Here is a 19,716-nt window from a genome sequence, read left to right as displayed (position 1 = left end):
TCACTTTCCCACCGGGACGAACCCCCACCGGGAGAGTGACCGGCCTTCTCGTCCCTCCATGGAGGTGTGCCGATGACCAGTACGGTCCCCGCGTCCCTGACCCGTACGGCCGAAGGTTCCGCCCTGCAGGCGGTCTTCCTCGACATGGACGGCACCCTGGTCGACACCGAGGGCTTCTGGTGGGACGCGGAAGTGGAGGTCTTCGGCGACCTCGGACACCGGCTCGACGAGTCATGGCGCGACATCGTCGTCGGCGGCCCCATGACCCGCAGCGCCGGCTACCTCATCGAGGCCACCGGCGCCGACATCACCCTCGCCGAGCTGACCGTGCTGCTCAACGAGCGCTTCGAGCAGCGCATCGGCCGTGGTGTCCCCCTCATGCCGGGCGCCGAACGGCTGCTGGCCGAGCTCGCCGCGCACCACATCCCGACCGCCCTGGTCTCCGCCTCGCACCGCCGCATCATCGACCGGGTCCTGCACTCGCTCGGCCGCGACCGCTTCACCCTCACCGTCGCGGGCGACGAGGTGCCCCGCACCAAGCCGCACCCCGACCCCTATCTGCTGGCCGCCCGCGGCGTCGGCGCCGAACCGGCGAGATGCGCCGTCATCGAGGACACCGCGACCGGGGTCGCCGCCGCCGAGGCCGCGGGCTGCCGGGTCGTCGCCGTTCCCTCCGTGGCGCCGATCGCCCCCGCCGACGGCCGGGTGGTCGTCCGCTCGCTCGAAGAAGTCGATCTCGGATTTCTCCGCACCTTGATCACGCGTGTGAACTGATCCGCACACCGAGCGTGGTTCGTTGAATAGATCAAAAACTCAGGGCGCCGGAGTGTGTATTTTCCGTGACCACCGGAATACGCCTCCGGCGTGACGTTGCTCACTCAGCGTGGCGCCCGCCGGGCGGTCCGAACGCGCCGCTTGCCCGGAACGGGAGGCTTCGGCCGCGTCCATGTGTCCGGTTTCATGGAGCGGTGTACGAAACATTCCCGCGCATAGTGATAAGGCCGTACGTATTCCTGCTCACTGTCCGATGCCGGCCCCGGTGAAGGCCGTTCCGGGGGCAGTGGTCCAGCCCACTAATCTTTTCGCGAGAACTCCACCGCACATTCCGTGTGCGCCCGGCGGCCACCAAGCCACCGTGAACACAGGACCGATCGCTCTGTATCCCGGCCCGATCGCCCCGCCCCGACCGGGCGGCCGCGGCGGAGTCTCCGTACACCGCTGTACCCCAGTGCCGGATGAGGAGAACGTCCCCCATGAACCGCAAGACCTTGGTGCTGCCGGCCGTGATCGGCCTGCTCGCCCCCGTCCTCGCCGCGTGCGGAACCTCGCAGGGCGGCTCGGGCGGAGGCAACGCCATCGTCGTCGGTACCACGGACCAGTTCGCCGCCACCGAGGACGCCTCGGCCCCCTTCGACCCGGCCTTCGCCTACGACACCGGTGTGTGGAACGTCCTCCGCCAGACCGTGCAGACGCTGATGCACGTCCCGCGCGGCGGCGGCGCCCCGGTGCCCGAGGCCGCCTCCCAGTGCGGCTTCACCGACAAGGCCAGTGAGAGCTACCGCTGCACCCTGCGTGAAGGCCTCACCTTCTCCGACGGCAAGCCCGTCACCGGCCGCGATGTGAAGTTCTCCATCGAGCGCGTCCTCGCCATCAACTCCGACAACGGTGCCGCGGGCCTCCTGTCCAACATCGACACCATCGAGACGAAGAGCGACAGCGAGGTCGTCTTCCACCTCAAGACGCCCGACGCGACCTTCCCCTACAAGCTGTCCACGCCCGTCGCGGGCATCCTCAGCAGCGACAAGTACGAAGCGAGGAAGCTCCGCGACGGCTTCGAGGTCGACGGTTCCGGCCCGTACACCATGCGGGCCGAGGTGCGGGACAACCAGGTCACCAGTGTCGTCTTCACCAAGAACGCCCATTACAAGGGCGACATCAAGCTGAAGAACGACAAGGTCGAACTGCGCTCCTTCGCGGACGACGGCGCCATGGGCGAGGCCTTCGACTCCGGCGACATCGACATGATGACCCGCACCATGTCGCCCGAGCAGATCAAGGAGCTCTCCGACGACCCCAAGGAGGGCGTCAAGCTCACCGAGGTCCCCGGCCTCGAGATCCGCTACCTCGGCTTCAACACCAAGGACCCGTCCGTCAAGGACAAGGCCGTCCGCCAGGCCATGGCCGCCCTCGTCGACCGCAGCCAGATCGCCGGCAAGGTCTACGGCTCCACGGCCACGCCGCTCTACTCGCTCATCCCGACGAGCATCGCCGGCCACAGCAACAGCTTCTTCAACAAGTACGGCGAGCCGGACACCAAGAAGGCCGGCGCGATCCTGCGCTCCGCCGGCATCACCACGCCGGTCAAGCTGACCCTGCACTACACCACCGACCACTACGGGGCAGGCACCGCAAAGGAGTTCGAGGCTCTGCGCGACCAGCTCAACGCCTCACGGCTCTTCGACGTGAAGACCGAAGGCGCCGAGTGGTCCACCTTCCGCTCCGCCCAGAAGCGCGGTGACTACGCGGTCTACGGCCTCGGCTGGTTCCCGGACTTCCCGGACCCCGACAACTACATCGCGCCCTTCCTCGACGAGGGCAACTTCCTCAACACCCCCTATGTGAACACCACCGTACGCAGCGAGCTCATCCCGCAGTCGCGCCGCGTCGCCGACCGCAACGCCGCCGCCCCCACCTACGCCAAGCTCCAGGAGATCGTCGCCACCGACGTCCCGGTGCTGCCGCTGTGGCAGGGCAAGCAGTACGTCGCCTCCCGCGACGACATCTCCGGCGTCGAGTGGTCGCTGAACAACTCCTCGGACCTGCAGCTCTGGGAGCTCGGCCGGGGCGTCGCCTGACCCTTCCGCACGACCCGGCCGCGCAGACGGCTCGGCCGGCCACGAAAGATCCAGAGGCAAGGTTCCTGTGAAGGCACACAACAAGTGGCTCGTGGCCCCGCTCGCCGCGGGGCTCGCGGCCGCCATGCTGAGCGGCTGCGGTTCGGAGAAGGGCAGCGGCTCCGGTGAGGACGGCCAGTCGGTCGTCGTCGGCATGTCCGACGACGTCCTGGCCACCGACCCGGCCGCCGGTTACGACCCCGGGTCGTGGCTGCTCTTCAACAACGTCTTCCAGTCCCTGCTCAGCTTCCCCAAGGGCGCGCAGATCCCGCAGCCCGAAGCGGCCGAGAAATGCGGCTTCGACCGCGGTGGCAGCCGGGTCTACCGCTGCACCCTGCGCGACGGGCTCAAGTTCAGCAACGGCAACGCCCTCACCTCCGAGGACGTCAAGTTCTCCTTCGAGCGCGCGCTGAAGATCAATGACGCCAACGGCCCGGGCCCGCTGCTCACCACGATCGACAAGATCGAGACGCCGGACGACAAGACCGTCGTCTTCAAGCTGAAGGTCCCGGACGCCACCTTCCCGAGCAAGATCGCCTCCGGTGCCGGCTCCATCGTCGACCACCGCGAGTACGACGCCGGCTCCCTGCGCACCGACGGCAAGGCCATCGGCTCGGGCCCGTACAAGCTCGACTCCATCAGCGAGAACGAGGCCGTCTTCTCGGTCAACCCCGAGTACCACGGCACCGCCAAGGTGAAGAACGGCGGCGTCACGCTCAAGCTCTACGGCGGTGACCGCAAGGCCCTCGCCGCGGCGCTGCAGAAGGGCGACATCGACGTCGCCTACCGAGGCCTCGCCGCCGACGACGTCAAGGAACTCCAGGGTTCCACCGGCGCCGAGGAGAAGGGCATCGAGGTCATCGAGGGCTCCAGCGCCGAGGTCCAGCACCTGGTCTTCAACGTGAAGGACCCGGTCGTCGGCAAGCTGGGCGTCCGCAAGGCCATCGCGTACCTCGTCGACCGCGACGCGCTCGTCGAGAACGTCTACCGGTCCACCGCCACCCCGCTGTTCTCGATCGTCCCCGCCGGAATCGTCGGCCACAACACGGCCTTCGTCGACACCTACGGCGACCGGCCGCAGCCCGAGAAGGCCAAGCAGGCCCTGCGCTCCGCCGGCATCGACGGCAAGGTGAAGCTGACCCTCTGGTCCACCCCGAGCCGCTACGGCCCGTCCACCGACGACGAGTTCAAGGCCATCGCCAAGCAGCTCAACGACAGCGGGCTGTTCGACGTGGACATGAAGTCCGTCGAGTTCGAGCAGTACGAGAAGGACATCAAGGCGGGCAAGTACGGCGTGTACGTCAAGGGTTGGGTGCCCGACTACCCCGACCCCGACAACTTCACCCAGCCGTTCTTCGGCGAGGGCAACGTTCTCGGCAACAACTTCGAGAACAGCAAGATCAGCAAGACCCTCATCCCGCGCACCGCCGCCTCCGCCGACCGGACCGCCACCGAGGAGGACTTCGGCAAGCTCCAGGACCTGGTCGCCGAGGAACTCCCGATCATCCCGCTCTGGCAGGGCAAGCAGTACGCGGTCGCCCGCAACAACCTCACCGGTCTGGAGTGGACGCTCGACGCCTCCACCGTCTTCCGCTTCTGGGAGCTGAAGAAGGCCTGACGGCCCGCACGCACGAAGAAGGGTGCCCGGAACCTCCGGGCACCCTCCTCCCGCGCGAATCCGCCCCGGCGGCCCCTACTGGGCCCCGGGGCGCACCAGTCCGCTCTCGTACGCGTACACCGCGGCCTGCACCCGGTCGCGCAGCCCCAGCTTGGTCAGCACATGACCCACGTGCGTCTTGACCGTCGTCTCGCTCACGAACAGATCGGCGGCGATCTCGGCGTTCGACAGTCCGCGCGCCACCAGCTTCAGCACCTCCACCTCACGGTCCGTGAGCGTGTTCAGCGCGTCCGGCACCGGCTCCTCACCGGACGGCAGATGCCCGGCGTACTTGTCCAGCAGCCGGCGCGTGATGCTCGGCGCCAGCATCGCCTCGCCCGCCGCGACCACCCGGATCGCCTGCACCAGCTCATTGGCGGGGGCGTCCTTCAGCAGGAAGCCACTGGCACCCGCGCGCAGCGCCTCCACCACGTACTCGTCGAGGTCGAAGGTCGTCAGCACGAGCACCTTGGCCGGACCGTCCCGGCCGGGCCCGGTGATCTGGCGCGTCGCCTCCACACCGTCCATCCGGGGCATCCGGATGTCCATCAGCACCACATCGGGCTGCAGCGCCCGCACCTGGTCGAGAGCCTGGAGGCCGTCCCCGGCCTCACCGACGACCGCGAGATCCTGCTCCGCCTCCAGAATCATCCGGAAGCCGGTGCGCAGCAGCGGCTGGTCGTCGACCAGTAGGACGCGGATAGCCACAGGGGTACTCCTTAAGGGCTCAGCAGACCGTGCCCATTCTGCCCTGACCACCCCCGGCGGACTCCGCCGGGCACACGGACAACCGCCCCCGCGCGCCGGTCACTCGGACGGGACCAGCGGCAGCGGATACGCCGGGGGAGTCCCGCCGAACTCCGGGCACACCGCCCGGTGGTCGCACCAGCCGCACAGCTTCGTCGGCCGCGGCCGCCAGTCACCCGTCTCGGTGGCCAGCCGGATCGCGTCCCACAGCGCCAGCAGCTTCCGCTCCACCCGCAACAGGTCCGCCTCGCCAGGGTCGTACGTCAGCACATCACCGCTGCCCAGATACACCAGCTGCAGCCGGCGCGGCACCACGCCCTTCAGCCGCCACACCACCAGGGCGTAGAACTTCATCTGGAACAGCGCGCCCTCGCTGTACTCCGGACGCGGCGCCTTGCCCGTCTTGTAGTCGACGATCCGCACCTCACCCGTCGGCGCCACGTCGACCCGGTCGATCACGCCCTTCAGCCGCAGCCCCGACTCCAGCTCCGTCTCCACGAACAGCTCGCGCTCGGCCGGCTCCAGCCGCGTCGGGTCCTCCAGCGTGAACCACCGCTCGACCAGCTGCTCCGCCTCACCCAGCCAGCGCGCCAGCCGCTCGCCCTCGCCGTCCTCCGCGAACAGCTCGCCGAGCTCCGGCTTCGACTCCAGCAGCCGGTCCCACTGCGCCGGGATCATCGCCCTGGCCCGCGGCGCCGTCCGGTCCGCCGCCGGGTCGTCGAAGAGCCGCTCCAGCACCGCGTGGACCAGCGTGCCCTTCGTGGCCGCCTCGCTCGGCTTCTCCGGCAGCCTGTCGATCACCCGGAACCGGTACAGCAGCGGACACTGCATGAAGTCAGTCGCACGCGACGGCGACAGCGACGCGGGCGGCCGCGCCGCCGCGGGTTCCTGTGCCGCCGCCGGCTCCTGAGCCCGCGCCGCCGCCGATTCCGGCGCCGCCGTCTCCGGCGGCTCGGCGGACGGCCGCGGGATCCCGGGGCTCTCGGTGCCCTCAGGGCTCGAAGGACTCGTGGTCATGACTCAGAACCCTACGGCCCACCACTGACAGAGAGCGGCATACCATCGACGCAGACCCTCTCTCACTGCATGATCGAGATGATCGAGCGAGTGACGCTTCGCACCGTAATCGCACCGAAGGGAACCCGTGAAACAGGACGACGAGAGCGGCGAGAGCACGCGCCCGCGGTCCGACACGGCCGGAAAGCCCCCCGAAAGCGGTAAACCGCGACGGACGGAGGAACCCGGCGGCGGCATCCTGATGGGCCGGATCTTCGGCGTGCCCGTGTACGTCGCCCCCAGCTGGTTCCTGGTCGCCGCCCTCATCACCTGGGTCTTCGGCGGCCAGCTCGACCGCGTCCTCCCCGAGCTCGGCAACGCCCGCTACCTCGTCTCCCTCTTCTTCGCGGTGGCCTTCTACGCCTCCGTACTCGTTCACGAGCTGGCCCACACCGTGGCCGCGCTCCGCTACAAATTGCCGGTGCGCCGCATCCAGCTGCAGTTCTTCGGCGGCGTCTCCGAGATCGAGAAGGAGTCGGAGACACCCGGCCGCGAATTCGTCCTCGCCTTCGTCGGCCCGCTGCTCTCCCTCGTGCTCGCCGGCGTCTTCTACGCGGGCATGTACGCCGTCGAGCCCGGCACCGTCCCCGGCGTCCTCCTCGCCGGCCTGATGATCTCCAACCTGATCGTCGCCGCCTTCAACCTGCTGCCCGGCCTGCCGCTGGACGGCGGGCGCATGCTCCGCGCCGTCGTCTGGAAGATCACGGGCAAGCCGATGAGCGGCACCGTCGCCGCCGCCTGGGTCGGCCGCGCCCTGGCCGTCGCCGTCCTCGTGGGCCTCCCGCTGCTCACCCACACCGGTGCCCTCGGCAACGCCTCCGACGAGATCAGCGGCATGGACACCGTCACCGACGCGCTGCTCGCCGCCATCCTCGCCGCGATCATCTGGACCGGTGCCGGCAACAGCCTGCGCATGGCCCGCCTCCGCGAGCACCTCTCCGAGTTGCGCGCCCGCTCCCTCACCCGCCGCGCGGTCCCCGTCGAGTCCGACACCCCCCTCTCCGAGGCCCTGCGCCGGGCCAACGAAGCGGGAGCCCGCGCCCTCGTCGTCGTCGACGGCCACGGCGACCCCACCGCCCTGGTCCGCGAGACCGCCATCGTCGGCGTCCCGCAGCACCGCCGCCCCTGGGTCGCGGTCAGCGGCCTCGCCCAGGAGCTCACCGAGGGCATGAGGATCCCCGCGGAGCTGGCCGGCGAGGCCCTCCTCGACCGCCTCCGCGCACACCCGGCCACCGAGTACCTGGTGGTCGAGGAGAGCGGCGAGATCTACGGCGTCCTGTCCACCACCGACGTCGAGCGCGCCTTCGTGCGGGCCATGGCGCGGCCCGCGTCCCCCTGAGCACCCGCCCGGGGAGCGGGAGCCGGAGCGGGATCCGGAGCCGGAGGGCCCGGTGCCGACTCGGGCGGCCCGGAGCGCGACCGAGCCCTTGATAAGCTGCTCACATGTCCGAACCGACCGGTGCCGCCCGCCGTCGCGGGCCCTTCAAGGTCGGGGACCAGGTCCAGCTCACCGACCCCAAGGGACGCCACTACACGTTCACGCTCGAGGCCGGGAAGAACTTCCACACCCACAAGGGTTCCTTCCCGCACGACGAGCTGATCGGTGCTCCCGAGGGCAGTGTTGTCCGAACCACGGGAAACGTCGCCTACCTCGCGCTGCGCCCCCTGCTCCCCGACTACGTCCTGTCCATGCCCCGCGGCGCCGCCGTGGTCTACCCCAAGGACGCGGGGCAGATCCTGGCCTTCGCCGACATCTTCCCCGGCGCCCGCGTCGTGGAGGCGGGGGTGGGCTCCGGCTCGCTCAGCAGCTTCCTGCTGCGCGCCGTCGGTGACAGCGGCATGCTCCACTCCTACGAGCGCCGCGAGGACTTCGCCGAGATCGCCAAGGGCAATGTCGAGCGCTACTTCGGCGGCCCGCACCCCGCCTGGCAGCTCACCGTCGGCGACCTCCAGGACAACCTCACCGACACCGACGTCGACCGCGTCATCCTGGACATGCTCGCGCCCTGGGAGTGCCTGGAGGCGGTCTCCAAGGCGCTCGTCCCCGGCGGCATCCTGTGCTGCTACGTCGCGACGACCACCCAGCTCGCCCGCACCGTCGAGTCCATCCGCGAGATCGGCTGCTATGCCGAGCCGCAGCCGTGGGAGTCGATGATCCGCAACTGGCACGTCGAGGGCCTGGCCGTCCGCCCCGATCACCGGATGATCGGTCACACCGGCTTCCTGGTCACCGCCCGCCGCCTCGCGGACGGTGTGGAGCCCCCGATGCGCCGCCGCCGCCCCGCCAAGGGAGCGTACGGCGAGGACTACGAAGGCCCCAACAAGGGCTGACGACCGACGGGCTGACGCCCCGGCAACGCGACGGCGCCGCCGTCCAGTTCCCGCCACGACGCGGGGAACTGGACGGCGGCGCCTTTACGTTCGCCTTACCGACCCCCCTGTTCCGCCCTCGTGTGACGTATGGCACGATGCTGGCCACCCCCCACCGCACAGCCCTCGGGAGACACTCCGCGTGCAGAACTCCGCCGCCTGGGACCTCGCGCACACCCATGCCCGACCGGTGCACTGGCTGGCCACCGCCACCGCGATGGCCGCGGTCGTCGCCGCGGCGGGCCTGCTACAGCCGGAAGCCGCCACAGCGACCCAGACGGGCGTCAGGGCCGCCGCGGCCCCGGCAGCCCCGGCGGCCGCTCCCGACTCGTCCGCGGTGCCCCTGCCCCTGGACTGCGCGGGCGCCCCCAGTGTGGTGGCGAAGGAGGTGTCGGGAGACCTCGACGGCGACGGCCGCCCCGAGACGGTCGTGGCCGCGCACTGCCGGGCCGGATCCGGCACACCGCCCAGCGGTGTCTACGTCCTGACGCAGGGCGACGGGTCCCGGCCGCGTGTGGTGGCCACCCTCGTCGAACCCGCCGAGCGCCGCAGGGTCGGCACCCTCGCCGTAGGTGACGGGGCGGTCACCGCCCTGCTGCTCGGGTACTCCTCACCGGACGTGCCGAGCTGCTGCCCCGATCGGCGCGAAGGGGTCAAGTGGCGGTGGACCGGCGACAAGTTCGTCCGCACGACCGTGCCCGGAGCGCGCGGTATCTGACCCGTCACTCCGCGTCAGGGCCGTACACCTCCACCTGGTCCGCGACCCTGCGTACATGGATGCAGTCGCCCGGACATTCCTTGGCCGAGTCCACGACGTCCTGGAGCAGCGGCAGCGGAACGGGCGTCGTGGCACCCTTGTCCTGCAGCAGCTCGTCATCGGCGCTCTTGACATAGGCCAGGCCGTCGATGTCAAGTTCGAAGACCTCGGGAGCGTACTGGGCGCAGATGCCGTCGCCGGTGCAGAGGTCCTGGTCGATCCAGACCTCGAGAGCCTCGCCGGCGCCCGCGGTCGGAGCCTCGTGCTGCACGGTCATTTCCCCTGCCGTTTCCTGAGCGTCGTTCTGGTAAGTCGGGCCACCCCTGACGGGTGTTGACCACCTCGACGATACAACCGCCCGCTTTCAGATGTTGATGGGTGGGTATCCCCCTGGTGCGAGGGAGAGAGCGCAAGGGTGAAGATCGGACACACCCCGAGAGTCTTTGTGATCTAGGGGTTTCAATCACCACCGGCCCAGGTAGGGTCAGGAAGCGTCCAGCTCCCCTTGGAGGAGGTGAGGACCGTGGCAGCCCACGACGACGACATCAACCGCGGCATCCGGCCGGGGCGGGGGTCTGAGGACCCAGCCGGCCAGGTCGCCTATCTCGAGCAGGAAATCGCCGTCCTGCGACGCAAGCTCGCCGACTCTCCGCGTCACACGAGGATTCTCGAGGAGCGGATCGTCGAGCTGCAGACCAATCTGGCCGGCGTGTCCGCACAGAACGAGCGACTCGCCAACACGCTCCGTGAGGCCCGGGACCAGATCGTGGCCCTCAAGGAGGAGGTCGACCGGCTCGCACAGCCGCCGGCCGGCTTCGGTGTCTTCCTGCAGGCGAACGAGGACGGCACCGCCGACATCTTCACCGGGGGCCGCAAGCTCCGGGTGAACGTCAGCCCCAGCGTGGAGCTCGACGAGCTCAGGCGCGGCCAGGAAGTCATGCTCAACGAGGCCCTCAACGTGGTCGAGGCCATGGAGTTCGAGCGGGCCGGGGACATCGTCACCCTCAAGGAGATCCTCGAGGACGGCGAGCGCGCCCTGGTGCTCGGGCACACCGACGAGGAGCGGGTGGTGAGGCTCGCCGAGCCGCTGCTGGACACCACCGTCCGCCCCGGCGACGCCCTGCTGCTCGAGCCCAGGTCCGGATACGTCTACGAGGTCATCCCGAAGAGCGAGGTCGAGGAACTCGTCCTCGAAGAGGTCCCGGACGTCGACTACGAGAAGATCGGCGGTCTGGGCACCCAGATCGAGCTGATCCGCGACGCGGTCGAGCTCCCGTACCTCTACCCGGACCTGTTCAAGGAGCACGAACTGCGCCCGCCGAAGGGCATCCTGCTCTACGGTCCGCCCGGCTGCGGCAAGACGCTGATCGCGAAGGCCGTCGCCAACTCCCTTGCCAAGAAGGTCGCCGAGGTGACCGGGCAGCCCGCGGGGAAGAGCTACTTCCTCAACATCAAGGGCCCCGAGCTCCTCAACAAGTACGTCGGTGAGACCGAGCGGCACATCCGCCTGGTCTTCCAGCGTGCTCGTGAGAAGGCCGGCGAGGGCACACCCGTCATCGTCTTCTTCGACGAGATGGAGTCCCTCTTCCGCACCCGCGGCTCCGGTGTCAGCTCGGACGTGGAGAACACGATCGTTCCGCAGCTGCTCGCCGAGATCGATGGTGTGGAGGGCCTGGAGAACGTCATCGTCATCGGCGCCTCCAACCGCGAGGACATGATCGACCCCGCGATCCTTCGCCCCGGCCGGCTCGATGTGAAGATCAAGATCGAGCGTCCGGACGCGGAGGCCGCGAAGGACATCTTCGCCAAGTACCTGACCGCCTCGCTGCCGCTGCACGCGGACGACCTCGCCGAGCACAGCGGTTCCAAGGAGGCCGCGGCACAGGCCATGATCCAGTCGGTCGTGGAGCAGATGTACGCGGAATCCGAGGAGAACCGCTTCCTCGAGGTCACGTACGCCAATGGCGACAAGGAAGTCCTTTACTTCAAGGACTTCAACTCCGGAGCGATGATCCAGAACATCGTCGACCGGGCCAAGAAGATGGCCATCAAGGCCTTCCTCGACCACAACCAGAAGGGCCTTCGGGTCTCCCATCTCCTCCAGGCGTGCGTGGACGAGTTCAAGGAGAACGAAGACCTGCCGAACACCACCAACCCGGACGACTGGGCTCGTATTTCCGGAAAGAAGGGCGAGCGGATCGTATTCATTCGCACCCTCGTCACCGGAAAGCAGGGCGCGGACACCGGTCGGTCCATCGACACGGTCGCAAACACCGGTCAGTATCTGTAGATCGCATTCCGGCTGCGGATGTCCTGGAGGTCCCCCCGCCGGAGGTAGGGGGAGGGCATCCGCAGCCGGTTGCTTTCCACGGTTCCGGCCATCAATTCGACCACACCGCAGCAATGACGCAATTGATCTCCCCACCCGCGCGGAGGCGTTCTAGGCTCTTCCGTACCGCCGAATCGCGCAGTGCGGGGACGGGCACCGCACACGCATCGGAGAAACAGCGGTACTTGAGCGCCGTTTCCGAATGGGGACGCCGCCGGGCAAGGAGGGCCGCATGACTGTACGGCGAGTAATGGGCATCGAGACGGAGTACGGGATCTCCGTCCCTGGCCACCCGAACGCCAATGCCATGCTCACCTCGTCCCAGATCGTCAATGCCTACGCGGCGGCGATGCACCGGGCGCGCCGCGCCCGCTGGGACTTCGAGGAGGAGAACCCGCTGCGGGACGCCCGCGGCTTCGACCTCGCCCGTGAGGCCGCCGATTCCAGCCAGCTCACGGACGAGGACATCGGCCTGGCCAACGTCATCCTCACCAATGGGGCACGGCTCTACGTCGACCACGCGCACCCGGAATACAGCGCCCCCGAGGTCACCAACCCCCGCGACGCCGTCCTCTGGGACAAGGCCGGCGAGCGGATCATGGCCGAGGCCGCCGAGCGGGCCGCCCAGCTCCCCGGCGCCCAGCCCATCCACCTGTACAAGAACAACACCGACAACAAGGGCGCGTCCTACGGCACGCACGAGAACTACCTGATGAAGCGGGAAACCCCCTTCTCGGACATCGTGCGCCACCTGACGCCGTTCTTCGTCTCCCGGCAGGTCGTGACCGGGGCCGGCCGGGTCGGGATCGGCCAGGACGGCCACGAGCACGGCTTCCAGATCAGTCAGCGGGCCGACTACTTCGAGGTCGAGGTGGGGCTGGAGACCACCCTCAAGCGGCCCATCATCAACACCCGGGACGAGCCCCACGCGGACGCCGAGAAGTACCGCAGGCTCCATGTGATCATCGGGGACGCCAATCTCTCCGAGATCTCGACCTACCTGAAGCTCGGCACCACGGCCCTGGTGCTGTCGATGATCGAGGACGGCTTCATCACCGTCGACCTGGCCGTGGACCAGCCCGTGCGCACCCTGCACCAGGTCTCGCACGATCCGACACTTCGCTACCTGATCACTCTGCGCAGCGGCCGGACACTCACCGCTGTCCAGCTGCAGATGGAGTACTTCGAGCTGGCCCGCAAATACGTGGACGAGCACTTCGGCCCGGACGCCGACGAGCAGACCAAGGACGTCCTGGTCCGCTGGGAGGACACCCTCAACCGGCTCGAGAACGACCCGATGAGCCTGGCCGGCGAACTGGACTGGATCGCCAAGCGGGAGCTCATGGAGGGGTACCGCCGCCGCGACGGCCTGGACTGGGACGCCGCCCGGCTGCACCTTGTGGACCTGCAGTACGCCGACGTACGCCCCGAGAAGGGCCTCTACAACCGTCTGGCGGCCCGCGGGAAGATGAAGCGCCTGCTGGACGAGACCGCGGTCGAACGGGCCGAGACCAAGCCTCCGGAGGACACCAGGGCCTATTTCCGCGGCCGGTGCCTGGAGCAGTACGCGGACGACGTCGCTGCGGCCTCCTGGGACTCGGTGATCTTCGATCTGCCGGGCCGTGACTCTCTGCAGCGGGTGCCCACGCTGGAACCGCTGCGCGGTACACGCAACCACGTCAAGGAGCTCCTGGACCGCTGCCGCACCGCCGAGGACCTGGTGCGCCTGCTCTCCGGGGGCTGAAATGGACCTCGTCCGGGAATCATGGGGATGGCCCCCGGACGTTGAGGAAAGTGCAGGGCCGATGTCAGACCGTCCTTGTAGGGTCTGATCTTGAGGAACCGAACCAAGCGGGCAAACCGAGCGGGGTGAGGGATATGGCGACCAAGGACACCGGCGGCGGACAGCAGAAGGCGACGCGCTCCACCGAGGAGGTCGAGGAGCAGGCCCAGGACGCACAGGCGTCCGCGGACCTCAAGGAGCGCCAGGAGAAGCTGTCGGACGACGTCGACTCCGTACTCGACGAGATCGACGACGTCCTCGAGGAGAACGCCGAGGACTTCGTACGGTCCTTCGTGCAAAAGGGCGGACAGTAGCTCCCCTTGTGTTCCGCGGGGACAGCCTGTCGTCCACCCCGGTCCGACGGCCCAGGCGCGTGCGCCGAAGCCGCTCGGTACCGGGGCGGATGACCGGCGACGGCACGGGTAAGGTCCGTGCACAGACTCAAGATCGGCCCGACCGCCCGGCGGCGGGCCGCCGCCTCATTCGGAAGGAAACGCGTGGAAGCCAACCCTCGTAGCACCGGGCGTCTGCCGGCACCCTTCCTGACGCCCGGCTCGTCGTCGTTCATGGACTTCCTGTCCGACCACTCGCCGGAGCTGCTGCCCGGTCGGCGCACGCTGCCGCCCGTCCAGGGCGCCATCGAAGCGCCGCACGGCACGACCATCGTCGCCACCACGTTCCCGGGCGGCGTGGTGCTCGCCGGTGACCGGCGGGCCACCATGGGCAACATGATCGCCCAGCGCGACATCGAGAAGGTCTTCCCGGCCGACGAGTACTCGGCCGTGGGCGTCGCCGGCACCGCCGGCCTCGCGGTGGAGATGGTCAAGCTCTTCCAGCTGGAGCTGGAACACTTCGAGAAGGTCGAGGGCGCCCAGCTCTCCCTGGAGGGCAAGGCCAACCGGCTCTCCACCATGATCCGCAGCAATCTCGGCATGGCCATGCAGGGCCTGGCCGTCGTCCCGCTCTTCGCCGGCTGGGACGTCGACCGGGAGAAGGGCCGCATCTTCACCTACGACGTCACCGGCGGCCGCTCCGAGGAGCACGGCTTCGCGGCCACCGGGTCCGGCTCGATCTTCGCCCGGGGCGCCATGAAGAAGCTCTTCCGGGACGACCTGACCGAGCAGCAGGCCCTCACCCTCGTGGTGCAGGCGCTGTACGACGCGGCGGACGACGACTCGGCGACCGGCGGCCCGGACGTGGGCCGCCGCATCTACCCGATCGTCACCGTGATCACCGAGGACGGGTTCCGGCGGCTGACCGAGGCCGAGTCCTCCGAGATCGCCCGCTCCGTCCTGGAGCGCCGCCTCGAGCAGCCCGACGGCCCGCGCGCCGCCCTGCTCTGATGAACCCCATGCCTCCGAAGAAAGGGACGGATAGCCGGTGACGACGCCGTTCTATGTCTCGCCCGCACAGGCCATGCAGGACCGGGCGGAGTACGCCCGCAAGGGCATCGCCCGTGGACGCAGCCTCGTTGTGCTGCAGTACGCCGACGGCATCGTGTTCGTCGGTGAGAACCCGTCCCGCGCGCTGCACAAGTTCAGCGAGATCTACGACCGGATCGGCTTCGCCGCGGCCGGCAAGTACAACGAGTACGAGAACCTGCGGATCGGCGGTGTGCGCTACGCGGACCTGCGCGGATACACCTACGACCGTGACGATGTGACGGCCCGTGGACTCGCCAACGTCTACGCCCAGACCCTGGGCACGATCTTCTCCAGCGCCGGTGAGAAACCGTACGAGGTGGAGCTGGTCGTCGCCGAGGTCGGTGTCTCCCCCGAGGGCGACCAGATCTACCGGCTGCCGCACGACGGGTCGATCGTGGACGAGCACGGTTCGGTCGCGGTCGGCGGGAACGCCGAACAGATCAGCAGCTTCCTCGACCAGCGGCACCGTGACGGGATGTCGCTCGCCGAGGCGCTGAAGCTCGCCGTCCAGGCCCTGTCCCGGGACACCAACGGCAGTGAGCGGGAGATCCCCGCGGAGCGGCTGGAGGTGGCCGTCCTGGACCGTACGAGACCGCAGCAGCGGAAGTTCAAGCGGATCGTCGGACGTCAGCTGGCCCGGCTGCTGGAGGCGGACGGCGCGGCGGCCACCCCGACGGACGCGCCGTCCGACGAGGCCGAGGAGGAGTAGCCCCGCGCCTCGCCGCCGATGACGCCCCGGTCCGCCCGTGCGGACCGGGGCACCGGTGTCCAGGGGGCCGTCAGAAGGCCTCAGTGGGCCGGCGGCGGGCCCGACGAGCCCCGCACCACCAGGGTCACCGGCAGATCGTCCGTGTCCGCGGCACGGCCTTCCAGCACCGCGAGCAGCGCCGCCATACCGCGCTCACCGATGCGCTCCGCGGGCAGACGGACGGTCGTCAGCTCGGGCTCGACCGCCGTGGCGAGGGCCAGGTCGTCGAAGCCCGTCACCGAGACGTCCTCCGGCACCCGCAGCCCGAGGCGGCGGGCCGCCTTGCAGGCCCCCGCGGCCAGGATGTCGTCGTCGCAGACGACGGCCGTGGGACGGGGGCCGGGGGCGGCGAGCGCCCGTTCGGCGGCCTCCCGGGCGCCGTGCACGTCCAGCGGGGCGCGCACCGTCCGCACCTCGGCGTCCCGCAGCGCCTCGTCCAGGGCCCGGCCGCGCACGTCGAAGGTCCAGGTGGGGACCGCCGAGGCGAGATGCAGGAACCGGTGGTGACCGAGGCCCAGCAGATGCTCCGTCACCTGCCGCATGCCGTCCGCCACATCGAGGTTCACCCCGGCCGCCGCCCCCGGATCGGCGGGATCGCTGTCGAGCATCACCAGTGGCAGATCCGTGCCCCGGATCGCCTCCAGCGCCCGGGCGGCCATCGACGAGGCGATCACCCCGTCCAGTGCCGCCCGCGCCGAGGCGAACGGGTCCCTCGCCGGACCGACCCCCTCCGGGGAGGGGTAGAGCACCACACCGAAACCGTGCCGGTCGGCGACCTCGGCCGCACCTGTGTAGACGCGGGCGAAGAACTCGTTCGTCAGCGCGGGCACCACCAGCAGCGCCGTCCTGGTGCGGCCGAGCCGCAGATGGCGGGCCGCGAGATTGGGGCGGTAGCCGAGCCCGTCTGCGGTCTCCCGCACGAGCCGGGCGGTGCGCTCGGACACCCGCCCGCGCCACTTGTCACCCAGCACCAGCGACACCGTGGCCTGCGAGACCCCGGCCGCCCTGGCGACGTCCCGGCTGGTCGGCCTGGCGGCGAGGCCCTCGGCGGACGGACCGCCGGCCGCGGTGTCCGGGTTCCTCACACATACCTCCGCAACGCAGTTCGACGATCACGCCCGCGCGGTGGACCCGCGGGATGCCGTCATGGTACGTATGACGCAGGACGTTATACGTAAAACCTCGGGGAGCCGGGGGAGAGGGGGCAGTACATGGCCGCGTCGGTCGGCGGATACGGCGACATCCTCAGGGCGCCCCACGCCGCGAGGCTGCTCGCCGGCACCCTCATAGGCCGGCTCCCGAACGGCACCGGACCGATCGCGATCATGGTGTTCACCCGGGCCGAGGGCGGCAGCTACAGCCTCGCCGGCGGCCTCGCCGCCGTGTACGGCATCGCCAACGCCGTCGGGCAGCCCCTCCTCGGCCGCGCCGTGGACCTCCACGGCCAGCCACGCGTCCAGCTGCCCGCCGCCGTCGTCTCCGGGCTCGGCATGGCGCTGCTCGTCCTCTGCGGCCTCCAGCCCCTCCTCCTCGCCTGCGCGGCCGTGGCCGTCGCCGGGCTGTTCACCCCGCCCCTCGAAGGCGGCCTGCGCGCCCTGTGGCCCAGCGTCCTGGGGCGCGAGGACCGGGTCCACCGCGCGTACGCCATGGACGCGGTCGCCCAGGAGGTCATGTTCACCGTCGGTCCCCTCCTGGTGACGCTGCTCGTCGCCCTCTGGTCGCCCGCCGCCGCCGTGCTCGCCATCAACGCCATCGGCGTGCTCGGGGCCCTCTCCGTCGTCATGTCCAAGCCCTCCCGCGCATGGCGCTCGGCGCCCAGGGAGGCCCACTGGCTGGGCGCCCTGCGCTCACCCGGGCTGCTCGCCCTGCTCGGCTCCTTCTTCTTCGTCGGCCTGGCCCTCGGCTCCATCACCGTCGCCGCCTACGCCTATGCCGAGGACCACGGCCGCGAGTCGGTCTACGGCTGGCTGATGGCGGCACTCGGTCTCGGTGCCCTGATCGGAGGCCTCGGCTACGGCGCCCGTCAGTGGGCCGGCGCCCCCGAACGCCGGCTGCGCGCCCTCGTCGCCCTGCTGGCGCTGGGCTACCTGCCCCTGACGCTCACGCCCGGTGTGCTGCCCATGACCCTCCTGGCCGCCGTCTCGGGGGTGTTCCTGGCACCCGCCATCGCCTGTGCGTTCATCGTGGTCGACCGGCACGCGCCGCGCGGCACGGTCACCGAGGCGTTCTCCTGGCTGGTCACCACGTTCGGCGTCGGGGCGGCCGCCGGAACGGCCGTGGCCGGCCCGGTGGTCCAGCTCGCCGGCACCCCCGCGAGTTTCGCCGTGGCCGGCGCCGGCGGATTCACCGCGCTGCTGGTTCTGCTGGCGACCCGGCGGGTACTGGGAGTTCCGCACAGTACGTCACAACACACCCCGGATGGCGTGGCGGCATCGGAAAATGATCGAAACGGTGCTGTCGAACCCGGTTTCAGCACAGGCCATCAGGCGTAATGTTCAGTCATGGACCGCCGCATTTTCGGGCTGGAGAACGAGTACGGCGTCACGTGCACGTTCAGGGGACAGCGCCGACTGTCTCCTGACGAAGTGGCGCGCTACCTCTTCCGCCGTGTCGTGTCATGGGGCCGCAGCAGCAATGTCTTCCTGCGGAACGGCGCCCGCCTGTACCTCGACGTGGGATCGCATCCGGAATACGCAACGCCCGAATGCGACAACGTGACCGAGCTGGTCACCCACGACAAGGCGGGCGAGCGCATTCTCGAAGGCCTGCTCGTCGACGCCGAACGCCGCCTGCACGAGGAGGGAATCGCGGGCGACGTCTATCTCTTCAAGAACAACACCGACTCGGCGGGAAACTCCTACGGCTGCCACGAGAACTATCTCGTCGCCCGCCACGGAGAGTTCTCGCGACTCGCGGACATCCTCATCCCGTTCCTCGTCACGAGGCAGCTGCTCTGCGGCGCCGGGAAGGTGCTGCAGACCCCGCGCGGCGCCGTCTACTGCGTCAGCCAGCGCGCCGAGCACATCTGGGAGGGCGTCAGCTCCGCGACGACCCGCTCCCGGCCCATCATCAACACGCGCGACGAACCGCACGCCGACGCCGAGCGGTACCGCCGCCTCCATGTCATCGTCGGCGACTCGAACATGTCCGAGACGACCATGCTGCTCAAGGTCGGCGCCACCGACCTCGTCCTGCGCATGATCGAGGCGGGCACCGTCATGCGCGACCTGACCCTGGAGAACCCGATCCGGGCCATCCGGGAGGTCAGCCACGACATCACCGGCCAGCGCAAGGTGCGCCTGGCCAGCGGGCGGGAGGCCTCCGCCCTGGAGGTCCAGCGCGAGTACTACGAGAAGGCCGTGGACTTCGTCGACCGGCGCGGGATCCGCACCGGAACGGTCGCCCAGGTCCTCGAACTGTGGGGCCGCACCCTGGACGCCATCGAGCAGGAGGACCTCGACCGCATCGGCACCGAGATCGACTGGGTCATGAAGTACAAGCTGCTCGAGCGCTACCGGGCCAAGCACAACATGACCATGTCGCACCCCCGGGTCGCCCAGATAGACCTCGCCTACCACGACATCCACCGCCGCCGCGGGCTGTACTACCTGCTGGAGAAGAAGGGACAGGCCGCCCGTATCTGCAACGACCTGAAGATCTTCGAGGGCAAGTCCGTGCCCCCGCAGACCACCCGGGCGCGGCTGCGCGGCGACTTCATCCGCCGCGCCCAGGAGCAGCGCCGGGACTTCACGGTCGACTGGGTCCACCTGAAGCTGAACGACCAGGCGCAGCGGACCGTACTGTGCAAGGACCCCTTCCGCTCGGTCGACGACCGGGTGGAGAAGCTCATCGCCGGCATGTGATCCGGCGCAGGCACCCGGGGCCCCGCACCGACCGGTGCGGGGCCCCGCGCACGCCGTACGCGGGGTGCGGGGAGCGGGGGCCGTAGAG

At 69.6% G+C, this 19,716-nt stretch carries 17 protein-coding genes; 13 read left to right on the top strand and 4 right to left on the bottom strand.

The genetic code is table 11. The features are described 5' to 3' along the window. Positions 1 to 72: 72 nt before the first annotated feature. The 3 genes from ACY34K_RS13150 (at position 73) to ACY34K_RS13140 (ending at position 4,512) form a co-directional block, all read left to right on the top strand. The gene (locus tag ACY34K_RS13150; RefSeq protein WP_462746455.1) at positions 73 to 774 is read left to right on the top strand and encodes an HAD family hydrolase; all 702 of its coding nucleotides are present in this window, start codon (positions 73 to 75) and stop codon (positions 772 to 774) included. 479 nt (positions 775 to 1,253) lie between these two features. After that, entirely contained in the window at positions 1,254 to 2,855 is a 1,602-nt protein-coding gene (locus tag ACY34K_RS13145) for an ABC transporter substrate-binding protein (protein WP_462746454.1), read from the top strand. Positions 2,856 to 2,922: 67 nt separating this feature from the next. Then, positions 2,923 to 4,512, top strand: coding sequence for an ABC transporter substrate-binding protein (locus ACY34K_RS13140; protein WP_462746453.1), 1,590 nt, complete (start codon positions 2,923 to 2,925; stop codon positions 4,510 to 4,512). 75 nt (positions 4,513 to 4,587) lie between these two features. On the opposite strand, the gene ACY34K_RS13135 is transcribed toward ACY34K_RS13140, so the two are convergent. Together ACY34K_RS13135 and ACY34K_RS13130 are read right to left on the bottom strand one after the other, a co-directional pair. Next, entirely contained in the window at positions 4,588 to 5,259 is a 672-nt protein-coding gene (locus ACY34K_RS13135) for a response regulator (RefSeq protein ID WP_462746451.1), read from the bottom strand. Positions 5,260 to 5,358: 99 nt separating this feature from the next. Beyond that, a complete protein-coding gene (locus tag ACY34K_RS13130; protein ID WP_462746449.1) occupies positions 5,359 to 6,315 on the bottom strand; it encodes a RecB family exonuclease in 957 nt (318 codons plus the stop codon). A 127-nt stretch (positions 6,316 to 6,442) separates the two neighbouring features. Here ACY34K_RS13130 and ACY34K_RS13125 point away from each other — a divergent pair, with 127 nt between their 5' ends. The 3 genes from ACY34K_RS13125 to ACY34K_RS13115 all read left to right on the top strand — a co-directional run bounded on the left by ACY34K_RS13125 (position 6,443) and on the right by ACY34K_RS13115 (position 9,442). Further along, a complete protein-coding gene (locus tag ACY34K_RS13125) occupies positions 6,443 to 7,693 on the top strand; it encodes a site-2 protease family protein (protein WP_462746448.1) in 1,251 nt (416 codons plus the stop codon). A 104-nt stretch (positions 7,694 to 7,797) separates the two neighbouring features. Further along, positions 7,798 to 8,685 (top strand): tRNA (adenine-N1)-methyltransferase, encoded by an 888-nt coding sequence (locus ACY34K_RS13120; protein ID WP_462746447.1) that lies wholly within the window; start codon positions 7,798 to 7,800, stop codon positions 8,683 to 8,685. 181 nt (positions 8,686 to 8,866) lie between these two features. Beyond that, the gene (locus tag ACY34K_RS13115; protein WP_462746445.1) at positions 8,867 to 9,442 is read left to right on the top strand and encodes a hypothetical protein; all 576 of its coding nucleotides are present in this window, start codon (positions 8,867 to 8,869) and stop codon (positions 9,440 to 9,442) included. A 4-nt stretch (positions 9,443 to 9,446) separates the two neighbouring features. Here the strand turns inward: ACY34K_RS13115 and ACY34K_RS13110 are convergent, their stop codons facing one another. Beyond that, positions 9,447 to 9,758, bottom strand: coding sequence for a ferredoxin (locus tag ACY34K_RS13110; RefSeq protein ID WP_462746443.1), 312 nt, complete (start codon positions 9,756 to 9,758; stop codon positions 9,447 to 9,449). Between the two features lie 246 nt (positions 9,759 to 10,004). Here ACY34K_RS13110 and arc point away from each other — a divergent pair, with 246 nt between their 5' ends. From arc to prcA, 5 genes are all read left to right on the top strand, one after another. Beyond that, complete coding sequence (gene arc / locus ACY34K_RS13105; protein WP_462746442.1) at positions 10,005 to 11,771, top strand: proteasome ATPase; 1,767 nt, start codon at positions 10,005 to 10,007, stop codon at positions 11,769 to 11,771. Between the two features lie 271 nt (positions 11,772 to 12,042). After that, complete coding sequence (gene dop, locus ACY34K_RS13100; RefSeq protein WP_462746441.1) at positions 12,043 to 13,554, top strand: depupylase/deamidase Dop; 1,512 nt, start codon at positions 12,043 to 12,045, stop codon at positions 13,552 to 13,554. 134 nt (positions 13,555 to 13,688) lie between these two features. Further along, a complete protein-coding gene (locus ACY34K_RS13095) occupies positions 13,689 to 13,907 on the top strand; it encodes a ubiquitin-like protein Pup (protein ID WP_462746439.1) in 219 nt (72 codons plus the stop codon). A 183-nt stretch (positions 13,908 to 14,090) separates the two neighbouring features. Further along, on the top strand, positions 14,091 to 14,936 hold the full coding sequence (gene prcB, locus ACY34K_RS13090) for a proteasome subunit beta (RefSeq protein WP_462746438.1): 846 nt from the start codon (positions 14,091 to 14,093) through the stop codon (positions 14,934 to 14,936). Between the two features lie 37 nt (positions 14,937 to 14,973). Further along, positions 14,974 to 15,726 (top strand): proteasome subunit alpha, encoded by a 753-nt coding sequence (gene prcA / locus ACY34K_RS13085; protein ID WP_462746437.1) that lies wholly within the window; start codon positions 14,974 to 14,976, stop codon positions 15,724 to 15,726. Positions 15,727 to 15,806: 80 nt separating this feature from the next. On the opposite strand, the gene ACY34K_RS13080 is transcribed toward prcA, so the two are convergent. Further along, positions 15,807 to 16,850 carry a LacI family DNA-binding transcriptional regulator gene (locus ACY34K_RS13080; protein ID WP_462746436.1) on the bottom strand — a complete coding sequence of 348 codons (1,044 nt, stop codon included), beginning with the start codon at positions 16,848 to 16,850 and terminating at the stop codon, positions 15,807 to 15,809. Positions 16,851 to 16,976: 126 nt separating this feature from the next. Between ACY34K_RS13080 and ACY34K_RS13075 the strand changes: the two genes are divergently transcribed. After that, positions 16,977 to 18,257 (top strand): MFS transporter, encoded by a 1,281-nt coding sequence (locus ACY34K_RS13075; RefSeq protein ID WP_462746435.1) that lies wholly within the window; start codon positions 16,977 to 16,979, stop codon positions 18,255 to 18,257. Positions 18,258 to 18,266: 9 nt separating this feature from the next. Beyond that, a complete protein-coding gene (pafA, locus tag ACY34K_RS13070; RefSeq protein ID WP_462746434.1) occupies positions 18,267 to 19,628 on the top strand; it encodes a Pup--protein ligase in 1,362 nt (453 codons plus the stop codon). Positions 19,629 to 19,716 lie beyond the last annotated feature (88 nt).

This window comes from Streptomyces sp. STAM6 (assembly GCF_054963715.1).
Note: the sequence above shows the minus strand (reverse complement) of the source record. Positions and strands in the feature narration are given on the sequence as shown.